Source organism: Streptomyces sp. NPDC104202 (genome assembly GCF_055584185.1).
Genome location: NZ_JBVJMN010000025.1, coordinates 87,559 through 98,294, shown reverse-complemented (window position 1 = coordinate 98,294; position 10,736 = coordinate 87,559). Strand labels below are relative to the sequence as shown.

The following is a 10,736-nucleotide window of genomic DNA, read 5'->3' as shown; positions in this document are numbered from 1 at the left end:
GCCCCCCACCCACCAGAAAACACCCCCACACCCCCCCCCTCCCCCCCCCCCCCCCCCCCCCCCCCCCCCCCCCCCACCGGAAGGGGTGAATGCACGTAACTTTCACACCCCGGTCGCGTTCCGTCGCGCTACACCCCGTAACGGTCACACAGGGTCAGGCGGCGGCCATCGCGGGCAGCTCGATCGGCGCACGCCGCGGAAGGGAGTCAAGGAGAACCGCATTCGGGAAAAGGGGAATTCCGCGACGGCGACACATGACGTCGCCCGGCACATGACGTCGCCCGGCACATGACGTCGCCCGGCACATGACGTCGCCCGGCACATGACGTCGCCCGGCACATGACGTCGTCCGGCACATGACCCCGGGAAGGGAAAAGGGCCGCCCCCACAGAAAAGGCGACCCGGGGCGCGGGACGGATTCGGGGAAAGCGGAAAGGGAAAAGTGCCGACGGACGCGCGGGTCGGCGTCGGCCCCCGAGAATGCGGGACACGGTGAGCGGTCACGCCGCTGGGCGCCCATGCGGCGGCGGCACCACCGGACGGAACGTCAACTTCCGGGGTGCACCCAGGGGTTGGGGCGGCAGCGGATCCCGTCGATGTCCAGGGACTTCGTCTGCTGCTGCATCACGGGCGCGAGCGCCCCCGGCGTGCGGCAGCTCACATGACCGTGCCCGAGGCGGTGGCCGACCTCGTGGTTGATGAGCATCTGACGGTAGGCGTACATCGCCTTCGGTCCGAAGGTCGCCGAACCCTGCGCCCAGCGGAATGCGTTGATCATCACGCGCTCGGTCGAGGCGGAGTCGCAGGACACGTTGTCGACCGTCGTGTCGAGACCGGACTTCCGGCACCAGGTGCCGGTGGTGCCGGGACTGGCGAGGGTGATGACGAACTCGGGTTCCCCGCTGGAAATACGCTCGAACTTCATCTCGCCGTCACCGGCCCAGCTGCGGCGGTCGTTCAGGGTCTTCTGCACGGCGGTGGCGAACAGCGTCGGATCGAGACCGATCCCCTTCTCCACGTCGATCCGGTAGCGGACCAGACGCCCCTTGCCCGGCGCCTTGTCGAATCCCGGGACGGCCACGAAGGCCCCGGACGCCGTCAGCTTGGGGTCGATCGGGAACTGGTGGGTCATCAGCTGCTCGTACGTCGGCGCGGGGGTGACCACGGGCTTCGGCGCCGTCGGCGTGATCCGGTCGTCGGAGCGGGACGCGGAGGAGTCGTCCACGGCCCGGTCGGTCGGCCCCTCGGCGGCGTGCGTGACGGGACCGTCCTTCCCGCTGTCGGCGACCTGGCCGGCGACGACGACGGCGAGGACGGTGGCGACGGCCGCGGCGGCGACGCCGGTGAGCGTCCGCCCCGGACCGCCCCTGCGTGCGGCCTCCTCCGTCTCGGGCGAGGTCTCGCGGCGCGGCGCCGGGATGAACGTCCCCTGCTCCGCGCCCTGTTGCCTGTTCGCCTCCTCCGGCGCCGGTGCCCGGCGGGAGCCGCGCCGGCCCTCGTACGCCCCGGGGCGGGCCGTCTGGCCCTCGTCGTGCTGCGGGTGGCCGCCCCGCACGGGGGTCCGGTAGGTGGGGACGCCGTGGGCCGGAGTGCCGGGCGTCCCGTGCGCGGGGGTGTCGAAGGCCGGGGGCGCCGCCGGGGCGCCCGCGTGACCGCCGTGGCCGTACGCCGGTACCCCGTGCGCGGGGGTGCCGTACGCCGGCACTCCACGCGCGGGCGTGCCGTAGGCGGGGAACCCGTGCGCCGGGGTCCCGGCGGGGTCCTCGCCGGCGCCGGGGGTCCTGCGGCGGCGCCCGGTGCCGGGCGCCTGGCCCTGCGGCTGCGCCCGCCCGGCCGACGGATCCGGCCCGGTGGCGGGCGCGGTGGGCGCGGTGCCCTTGCGACTGTGTCGTCCCACGGCCCCGGATCAGCTCCCGTCGTGGTCGGCGATCAGTTCCCGGGCGGCCTGGGCGACCGTCTCGGGATACTCCATCATCGCCACGTGCCCCGCGTCGGGGAGCGTCAGCAGGCGCGAGCCGCGGAAGGCGGCGGCCGCCTTCCGCGCCATCCGGTACGAGACCAGCCGGTCGCGGCCGCCGTAGACGAGGAGGGTGGGGGCGAGGACCCGTTCGGCCTGCCGCCACAGTCCGTGCTGTCCGCCGAGCGTGTAGGCGTCGACGATGCCGCGCGAGGAGCGGGCCATGGCGTCCCAGAAGTAGGGGAGCTCCAGGCGCCGCTCCATCTCCTCCACCGCGTGCAGCAGGCCCTCGTCGGTGACCCGGGCGGGGTCGCCGTAACAGAGGGAGAGGACGCCGCGGACGCGCTGCTCGGGCGTCCAGTCGCGGGAGAGCTTCGCGAAGAGCGGGGCGACCCCCGGCACGGCGAGCATCACGGTCGGCCAGGCGGTGCGCTGGGCGCGCAGCTCCGGCAGGGCCGGGGAGACCAGGGTCAGGGTGCGGACCAGGTCGGGCCGGGCGGCGGCCACCCGGGTGGCGACGGCGCCGCCGAGCGAGTTGCCGAAGAGGTGGACGGGGCCGCGGCCGCCGGCGTCCAGGAGCCGGATGACGGCCCGGGCGTGTCCGGTGATCGAGTAGTTGCCGTCGTCGGGCGGCGGCGAGTCGCCGAAGCCGGGCAGGTCGACCGCCTCGCCGTCGAGCACATCCGCCAGCAGCGGCATCAGCGCCGACCAGTTCTGCGAGGACCCGCCGAGGCCGTGCACGTACAGCGCGGGCGCGAGGCCGGGCCGGTCGCCCGGCCGGGCCCGCACGGTCAGGGTGAGGCCGGGGAGCTCGACGGAGCGGAGCTCCTCGCCGTCGGCGACCCGTACGGCGCGGGTCCGCGGCGCGGGTGGTGCGGCGGACTCGGTCCGCTTTTCCGGCAGCTCGGTCGAGGACATGGCCGCAATATTACGAGACGATCACGCGGCTCCGCGTGTGGGTGCCGTCACAGGTGCGTGTGCGGCGGGGCGCGGGTGCTCCTAGGCTCGAAGAGAGGGCCATCGGAGAGGACCGCGACCCGCGTGCCGGAAGGAACCGCATGACTGTCGATCCGACCGAGCCGGACACATTCACCGAGGAAGAGGACGTCGTGCTGGAGCAGGAAATCCCGGAGGCCGACGCCGCGGAGCAGCACACGGAACTGCAGCAACGCGAGGACGAAGCCGTTCCCCATATCGAACGGGACTCGGCGAACGAGGCGGACGCGTCCGAACAGGCGCGCGTGGTCGCCCTGGACGAAGACGACTACCGCTGATTTGTTCGGTTTAATCTTGAATCGACTGTCGACCGGGACGTCCGGTCCGTGAAATTCTGCGTCCGCACCGCGCACAGCCGGGTTACCCAAAAGTACGATGGCGGCGCGGCGCGACAGCGCGCATGGATCGAATCTTGGGAGGCCGCGTGAGCGCCATCGAGCAGACAGAGGCAGCACGCCCTCGGGGCACGCGCCTGCCGCGACGTGCCCGACGGAACCAGCTGCTCGGCGCGGCCCAGGAGGTCTTCGTCGCCCAGGGGTACCACTCCGCCGCGATGGACGACATCGCCGAGCGGGCCGGCGTCAGCAAGCCGGTGCTCTACCAGCACTTCCCCGGGAAGCTGGAGCTGTACCTGGCCCTGCTCGACCAGCACTGCGAGGCCCTCCTCCTCTCGGTCCGCACCGCGCTGGCCTCCACCACCGACAACAAGCTCCGCGTCGCGGCGACGATGGACGCGTACTTCGCGTACGTCGAGGACGAGGGCGGCGCCTTCCGACTCGTGTTCGAGTCCGACCTGACCAACGAGCCCGCCGTGCGCGAGCGCGTGGACCGGGTGAGCCTGCAGTGCGCCGAGGCGATCTCGGACGTCATCGCCGAGGACACCGGTCTCTCCAAGGACGAGTCGATGCTGCTCGCCGTGGGCCTCGGCGGCGTCTCGCAGGTGGTGGCCCGTTATTGGCTGTCCAGCGAGTCCCCGATCCCCCGCGACAAGGCGGTCGCGCTCCTCACCTCGCTCGCCTGGCGCGGCATCGCCGGCTTCCCGCTGCACCCGGCGGACGGTCTGCTCGGCGCCGAGGGCCACTGAGCATTCCCCGGGGCTGTTCGCTCCTGGCGTGCAGCGGCTGCGCCGTGCGGGTCCCCTCACCGGGCTAATGTGTGCAGCGTACGGCGCACTCAATCGCGCAACGCTGACCGTTCGGAGGGACATAGCCGTGGAGGTCAAGATCGGCGTGCAGCACGCACCCCGGGAGATCGTTCTGGAGAGCGGGCAGTCCGCCGAGGAGGTCGAGCGCGCGGTGGCCGACGCGCTGGCCGGCAAGGCGCAGCTGCTCAGCCTGTCGGACGAGAAGGGCCGCAAGGTCCTCGTCCCGGCCGACAAGATCGCGTACGTGGAGCTCGGCGAGCCCGCCGTCCGCCGCGTGGGTTTCGGCGCGCTCTGAGCCCGCGGAAAACGAAGGAAGGCCCGGTGGACCGTCTCGGTCCACCGGGCCTTTCGTCTGCCCGTTCGGCCACGTCAGGACGTACGGAAGGATTGCGTTCCGCGCCCCAGGGGTAGGAGGTCTCCCGACCGCACCAGCCGCCCCGCAGCACCCCGCGAGGTGATCCCCCGTGTTCCTGGAAGCCCTCGGTTCCGCCCTGCTCGGTTTCGCCCTGGCATGGGTCGCCGTGCAGCGGCTCGCCGGCCGCCTCCCCGTCCGGGGCAGAGTCCTCGCCACCGGCACGCTCGGCGGGGTGTTCGGCGCCCTCGTCACCCACGGAGCCCTGGGGCCCGGCCACTTCGCCGCCACACTGATCGGCGCCGTGGCCGTGGCGGCCGTGCTGCTCTCGCTGCTGATCCGCCCGTCGAGGCGCCGGCTGCGCCGATCAGCGGCGGCGTGAACAGCGCCGTCCGACCCCCTCGCCCCTGATCCGCGACGCTACGCGGCGAGCCCCAGCGCGGCCATCCGCTTGGTGTGCGCCTCGGTGATGCGGGAGAACATCCGGCCGACCTCCGCGAGGTCGAAGCCGTCCGCCACGCCGCCGACGAGCATCGTCGAGAGCGCGTCGCGCTCGGCGACCACGCGCTGCGCCTGCGAGAGCGCCTCGCCCATCAGCCGGCGCGCCCAGAGCGCGAGGCGCCCGCCGACGCGCGGGTCGGCGTCGATGGCGGCGCGCACCTTCTCCACCGCGAAGTTGCCGTGGCCGGTGTCGTCGAGCACGGAGAGGACGAGGGCGCGGGTGTCGGAATCGAGCCGGGCCGCCACCTCCCGGTAGAAGTCGCTCGCGATGGAGTCGCCGACGTACGCCTTGACCAGGCCCTCCAGCCAGTCCGACGGGGCGGTCAGGCGGTGGAAGTCGTCCAGCGCCCGGGCGAAGGGCTCCATGGCGGCGGTCGGCTCGGCGTCGACGGCCGCGAGGCGGTCGCGCAGCTGCTCGAAGTGGTGGAACTCAGCCGAGGCCATCTTCGCCAGCTCCGCCTTGTCCGCGAGGGTGGGCGCCAGCTTGGCGTCCTCGGCGAGCCGCTCGAAGGCCGCCAGCTCTCCGTAGGCGAGGGCGCCGAGGAGGTCGATCACGGCGGCGCGGTACTGCGGCTCGGCGGAAGCGGTGGCCCAGTCCTCGGCGGCGATCCCGGTGGGCGTGGCGTTGTCAGGCGTCTCCATGGAGCGCACAATAGCCCGCTCGGGGACCGCGGTAAGGCCCTGGTCAGTCAGTGTGACCGTGCCCTCATCACGTTTTCTCCCAACACACATGCGCGATTCCGGGGTACAGTGATAAAGCGCCTGCCGAGTATGCGGACATGCTTTCGCACGTTCGGACGTACCCGGTGGGCCGACTCATGAATGAGGATGCCCGGTCGGTGGCCCGATCGGCTCCGGCCCGACAGCCCTTCCGGCGGACCCGCGGAAGGGTCACCCTCAGCGGTACGACGCTCGAGCGACGGCAGTGGTCCCGTGCCACCCGGCAGCGATCCCAAGGATCCGGCCGGAAGGATCCCGGCACGGTACGACCCCCTTCGTTCGCCTCGCGCCGCGTCTCACAGAAGAGGCAGCACCCTGACTACGACTTTCCGAGAGCTCGGAATCCTCCCTGAGACGGCCGAGGCCCTGGAGGCCGTCGGCATCGTCACCCCCTTCCCCATCCAGGAGATGACGCTCCCGGTCGCCCTGACCGGCACCGACGTCATCGGCCAGGCCAAGACCGGCACGGGCAAGACCCTCGGTTTCGGTCTGCCCATCCTGGAGCGCGTCACCGTCCCCACGGACGTCGAGGCCGGCCGCGCCCGCCCCGAGCAGCTGACCGACGCCCCGCAGGCGCTCGTCGTCGTCCCGACCCGCGAGCTGTGCCAGCAGGTCACCAACGACCTCCTGACCGCCGGCAAGGTCCGCAACGTGCGCGTGCTCGCCATCTACGGCGGCCGGGCCTACGAGCCCCAGGTCGAGGCGCTCAGGAAGGGCGTCGACGTCGTCGTCGGCACCCCCGGCCGCCTGCTCGACCTGGCCGGCCAGCGCAAGCTCGACCTGTCCAAGGTGAAGGTCCTCGTCCTCGACGAGGCCGACGAGATGCTCGACCTGGGCTTCCTGCCCGACGTCGAGAAGATCATGAACATGCTTCCGGTGAAGCGCCAGACGATGCTGTTCTCGGCCACCATGCCGGGCGCGGTCATCGGCCTCGCCCGCCGCTACATGTCGCAGCCGACGCACATCCGCGCCACCTCGCCCGACGGCGAGGGCGTGACCGTCGCGAACATCAAGCAGCACGTCTACCGCGCGCACTCGATGGACAAGCCGGAGATGGTCTCCCGCATCCTGCAGGCCAACGGCCGCGGGCTCGCGATGATCTTCTGCCGCACCAAGCGCACGGCCGCCGACATCGCCGAGCAGCTGGAGCGCCGCGGCTTCGCCTCCGGCGCCGTCCACGGCGACCTCGGCCAGGGCGCCCGCGAGCAGGCGCTGCGCGCCTTCCGCAACGGCAAGGTCGACGTCCTCGTCTGCACCGACGTCGCCGCGCGCGGCATCGACGTCGAGGGCGTCACCCACGTCATCAACTACCAGTCGCCGGAGGACGAGAAGACGTTCCTCCACCGCGTGGGCCGCACCGGCCGCGCCGGTGCCAAGGGCACCGCGGTGACGCTGGTCGACTGGGACGACATCCCGCGCTGGCAGCTCATCAACAAGGCGCTCGGCCTGGACTTCCACGACCCGGTGGAGACGTACTCCAGCTCTCCGCACCTGTTCGAGGAGCTCGACATCCCGGCGGGCACCAAGGGCATCCTGCCCCGCGCCGAGCGGACCCGCGCGGGTCTGGGCGCGGAGGAGCTGGAGGACCTGGGCGAGCCCGGCGGACGCCGTGCCCGCGGCCCGAAGGCCGACCGCCAGGAGCGGACCGAGGAGCGCCCGGCGCGCACCCGCGCCCCGCGTCAGCGCCGCCGCACCCGCGGTGGCGGCGAGCTCGGCGACGCCCCGGCGTCGGCGGCCCCGGCCGTCGAGACGTCCGCCCCGGCGGCTGCTCCGGTGTCCGCGCCGGCGTCCGCCCCGGCAGACCAAGAGCGCACCGAGTCCGGCCCGCGCACCCCGCGCCGTCGCCGTCGCACCCGTGTCGGCGCCCCCGGTGCCGCCGCGGTGACGCAGGCGCCCGTCGCGCAGGCCGCCGTCGTCGAGGCCGCGCCCGTGGCCGAGCCGGCCCCGGTCGCCGCGGTCGCTCCGGTCGTGGTGAAGGAGGCCGCTCCGGCCGCCGCTGCTCCGGCGGAGGAGCCGAAGGCTCCCCGTCGCCGTGCGCGCGCCCCGCGTCAGGAGGCCGTGACGGCCGCTCCCGTCGCCCAGGCCCCGGTGGCCCGTGAGGCTGCTCCGGCCCCGCGCCGCCGCCGTCCGCGGGTGATCCGGCCGGCCGAGGACACGGGTTCGTTCCAGACCGTCGAGACCGCCGCGGCCGCCCTGCGCGCCGCCGCGACCGCCCCGGCCGTCGCCGAGGCCCCGGTCGTCGTCCCGGCCCCGGAGACCGTGGAGCCGAAGGCGGCTCCGCGCCGCCGCGCGGTCCGCAAGGCCACCGGCGCCCCGGTGACCGAGCAGGTCGTCGTCCCGCAGGCCGCAGCGCCGGTCGAGGCCCCCGTCGCCGAGGCCCCCGAGGTCACGGCCGAGGTCCCCGCGCCGCGCCGCCGCCGCGCGGTCCGCAAGGCCACCGGCACCGCAGTGACCGAGGCCCCCGTGGCCGAGGCCCCGGTCGTCGAGGCCCCGGTCGTCGAGCCCGTCGTCGAGACGGCCGTCGCGCCCGTCGTGGAGGAGGCCCCCAAGGCCCCCACTCGCGGCCGCCGCACCGCCCGCCGCCCCGCCGGCTCCCCGGCCACCGCCGAGGCTCCCGCCACGCTGGTCGTCGAGACGGCCGTCGCGCCCGTCGTGGAGTCCGCCCCCGCACCGGCCGTCGAGCCGGCCGTGGAGGAGGCTCCCAAGGCCCCGCGCCGCCGTACGGCCAAGAAGGCCGCGGCCCCCGTGGCCGAGACGGTCGTCGAGCCGGTCGCGGAGGAGGCCCCCAAGGCCCCGCGCCGCCGCACCACGAAGAAGGCGGCGGTCGCCGAGACCGTGGCCGCGGAGGCCGTGGCCGAGGCGCCGGCGACCGAGGAGGCCCCCAAGGCTCCGCGCCGTCGCGCGACGAAGAAGGCGGTCGTGGCGGAGGCGCCCGACGCGTCCGAGCCGAAGACGCCGACGCGTCGACGGACGACGAAGAAGGCGGCGGCGGCCGAGGCCGAGGCGCCCGCGGCCGAGGAGGCCCCCAAGGCTCCGCGCCGTCGCGCCACGAAGAAGGCGGCGGCCCCGGCCGAGGGCTGATCCCCGTCCCGCGACACCCGTGCGGCCCGGTCCCTCCCCAGGGGCCGGGCCGCACGGCCGTCTCCCGCCGGCCGACGGAGGAGGGCTCCCGGGCCCTCCCCCGTCCCCGCGGTTACGCTCCAGACATGAGCAAGCCCCGTTCCCTCGCACTGCCGCCCCGCACCCGCGCCCGACGCCTGGTCACCGCCCGCGGCGACTTCGCCGTCCTGGACGCGGCGCCGGCCGGCGGGCGGCGGGGGACGGTGCTCCTGCTGCCCGGGTACACGGGCAGCAAGGAGGACTTCCTGGCCCTGCTCGGCCCGCTGGGCGAGGCCGGGTACCGGGCCGTTGCGGTGGACGGGCGCGGGCAGCACGAGTCGCCCGGCCCGCGCGGCCGGCGGGCGTACCGGCGCAGGGAGCTCGCGCTCGACGCGGTGGCGCAGGCGGCGGCCCTCGGCGACGGCCCCGTGCACCTGGTCGGCCACTCGTTCGGCGGTCTCGTGGCCCGGGCGGCGGCGGCGCTCGCCCCGCGCGCCTTCCGCTCCCTGACCCTGCTCTCCTCCGGCCCGGGCCGGGTCGCCCGGCCGCAGCGGGTGCGGGTGCGGGTGCTGCGCGGCGCCCTCGCGGTGCTCTCCAAGGAGCGCGTGTGGCAGGCGATGTGCCTGCTGGACAGCCGCGGCGAGGAGCCGGGCGCGGCGGACCCGCCGGAGCTGACCGCGTTCCTGCGGCGGCGCTGGATGCGGACCCGGATCGCCCAGCTGGCCGGGGCCGGCCGGCTGCTGCTGGACGGCGGGGACGGCACGGCCGAGCTGGCCGCGCTGCCGATGCCGCTGCACATCGCCTACGGGGCGGACGAGGCCGTCTGGCCCCCGGCCGACCTGTCGGCCGCGGCGGCGCTCACCGGCGCGCACCACACGGTGGTGGCGGGCGCCGGCCACTCCCCCAACGTGTCGCATCCCGAGGAGCTGTCCGACCGCCTCGCCGCGTTCTGGGCGCGGGTGGACTCCCCCGCGGGCGACGGGGCGGCGACCGAGGTCAGTACTGCGCCTTGAGGTGCTGCCAGAAGCCGTCCCGCAGGGAGCGCCGGAGCGAGGCGTGGCCGCGCAGGGAGCGGCTGAGGAGCCGTTCGGCCTCGACGAGCAGGTCCTGGTCGACGGGTCCGGGCAGGTAGGGGGCGCTCGGCAGCAGCTCGGAGAGGCGGTCCCGGCCGCGTTCGGCGAGCCAGGCCGCGGCGATCTGGGCGCCGACGAACCGGACCTCCTCGCGGGAGGGCGGCGGCTCGCCCTCGTTCTCGTACGTGGTGACGGGGCGGCGGGTGACGTAGGGGCGGCAGAAGTCCAGCTCGAAGGTGCGCTGGCTGTCGACCTCCCAGAGGAGCGCCTCGGCCTGGTTGCGGCCCTCGGCGGCCTCGATGCCCCAGAGGTGGACGCGGGCGCCGTAGCCCTGGGCGGCCTCGACGGCGGAGACGAGGTCCTCGTCGCCTCCGACGAGGGCGGCGTCGCTGATGGCGCGGTGGCGGGCGAGGGACTCCAGGTCCGTGCGGATGAGGGAGTCGACGCCCTTCTGCTGGTTGTTGGCGTTGAGGTTGCCGAGGCGGACCTTCACGTCGGGCAGCTCGGCGATGGCCTGCTGCTCGGGCGTGTGGATGCGGCGCCGGGCCCCGTCGTACCAGTAGACGCGGAGCAGCCGGCTGTCCGCGAAGATCGTGCGCGCCTTGTCGATGAGCGCCTCGATGAGGCCCTCCGCGTCGAGGTCGAAGGAGCGCCGGTCCTCGGTGCCCGCCACCAGCAACCCGGCCGCAGCATGGACGTAACCCGCGTCGACGAAGATGGCGTGGGTGGAGGGGGTCTTGGCCACCTCGGCCAGCATCCGCTGGAGGAGCTCGTTGGTGCGCTCCAGGCGCGCGTCGAGTGCGCGCAGGCGGGCGTCGGTCTCGGTCACGTGAGTGGTCTCTGCGTCGTTCATACGGGGCTCATTGTCCGCCGGTGGGGACGTGGTCGCCACAC

General features: G+C 74.5%; 10 protein-coding genes. 6 read left to right on the top strand and 4 right to left on the bottom strand.

Features of this window, described 5'->3' with window-relative positions:
• Window positions 1-547: 547 nt before the first annotated feature.
• Both ACZ60W_RS18330 and ACZ60W_RS18325 read right to left on the bottom strand, forming a co-directional pair.
• Entirely contained in the window at window positions 548-1,897 is a 1,350-nt protein-coding gene (locus tag ACZ60W_RS18330) for a DUF3152 domain-containing protein (protein ID WP_469756344.1), read from the bottom strand.
• 9 nt (window positions 1,898-1,906) lie between these two features.
• Window positions 1,907-2,875 carry an alpha/beta fold hydrolase gene (locus ACZ60W_RS18325; RefSeq protein WP_469756343.1) on the bottom strand — a complete coding sequence of 323 codons (969 nt, stop codon included), beginning with the start codon at window positions 2,873-2,875 and terminating at the stop codon, window positions 1,907-1,909.
• A 140-nt stretch (window positions 2,876-3,015) separates the two neighbouring features.
• Between ACZ60W_RS18325 and ACZ60W_RS18320 the strand changes: the two genes are divergently transcribed.
• The 4 genes from ACZ60W_RS18320 (at window position 3,016) to ACZ60W_RS18305 (ending at window position 4,831) form a co-directional block, all read left to right on the top strand.
• Complete coding sequence (locus ACZ60W_RS18320) at window positions 3,016-3,231, top strand: hypothetical protein (RefSeq protein ID WP_469756342.1); 216 nt, start codon at window positions 3,016-3,018, stop codon at window positions 3,229-3,231.
• Between the two features lie 146 nt (window positions 3,232-3,377).
• A complete protein-coding gene (locus tag ACZ60W_RS18315) occupies window positions 3,378-4,037 on the top strand; it encodes a TetR/AcrR family transcriptional regulator (RefSeq protein WP_469756341.1) in 660 nt (219 codons plus the stop codon).
• A 127-nt stretch (window positions 4,038-4,164) separates the two neighbouring features.
• Window positions 4,165-4,392, top strand: a complete 228-nt coding sequence (locus ACZ60W_RS18310) for a DUF3107 domain-containing protein (protein WP_469756340.1) — start codon at window positions 4,165-4,167, stop codon at window positions 4,390-4,392.
• Window positions 4,393-4,561: 169 nt separating this feature from the next.
• The gene (locus ACZ60W_RS18305) at window positions 4,562-4,831 is read left to right on the top strand and encodes a hypothetical protein (RefSeq protein ID WP_366307300.1); all 270 of its coding nucleotides are present in this window, start codon (window positions 4,562-4,564) and stop codon (window positions 4,829-4,831) included.
• A gap of 38 nt (window positions 4,832-4,869) precedes the next feature.
• On the opposite strand, the gene ACZ60W_RS18300 is transcribed toward ACZ60W_RS18305, so the two are convergent.
• Window positions 4,870-5,592 (bottom strand): ferritin-like fold-containing protein, encoded by a 723-nt coding sequence (locus ACZ60W_RS18300; RefSeq protein ID WP_366307298.1) that lies wholly within the window; start codon window positions 5,590-5,592, stop codon window positions 4,870-4,872.
• 486 nt (window positions 5,593-6,078) lie between these two features.
• Here ACZ60W_RS18300 and ACZ60W_RS18295 point away from each other — a divergent pair, with 486 nt between their 5' ends.
• Both ACZ60W_RS18295 and ACZ60W_RS18290 read left to right on the top strand, forming a co-directional pair.
• Window positions 6,079-8,751: a DEAD/DEAH box helicase gene (locus tag ACZ60W_RS18295; RefSeq protein ID WP_469756339.1), complete on the top strand. Its 2,673-nt coding sequence runs from the start codon at window positions 6,079-6,081 to the stop codon at window positions 8,749-8,751.
• Window positions 8,752-8,876: 125 nt separating this feature from the next.
• The gene (locus tag ACZ60W_RS18290) at window positions 8,877-9,782 is read left to right on the top strand and encodes an alpha/beta fold hydrolase (RefSeq protein WP_469756338.1); all 906 of its coding nucleotides are present in this window, start codon (window positions 8,877-8,879) and stop codon (window positions 9,780-9,782) included.
• Here the strand turns inward: ACZ60W_RS18290 and ACZ60W_RS18285 are convergent.
• Window positions 9,766-10,695, bottom strand: coding sequence for an NYN domain-containing protein (locus ACZ60W_RS18285; protein ID WP_469756337.1), 930 nt, complete (start codon window positions 10,693-10,695; stop codon window positions 9,766-9,768). The two genes, ACZ60W_RS18290 and ACZ60W_RS18285, sit on opposite strands and share 17 nt — an antisense overlap.
• Window positions 10,696-10,736: the final 41 nt, after the last annotated feature.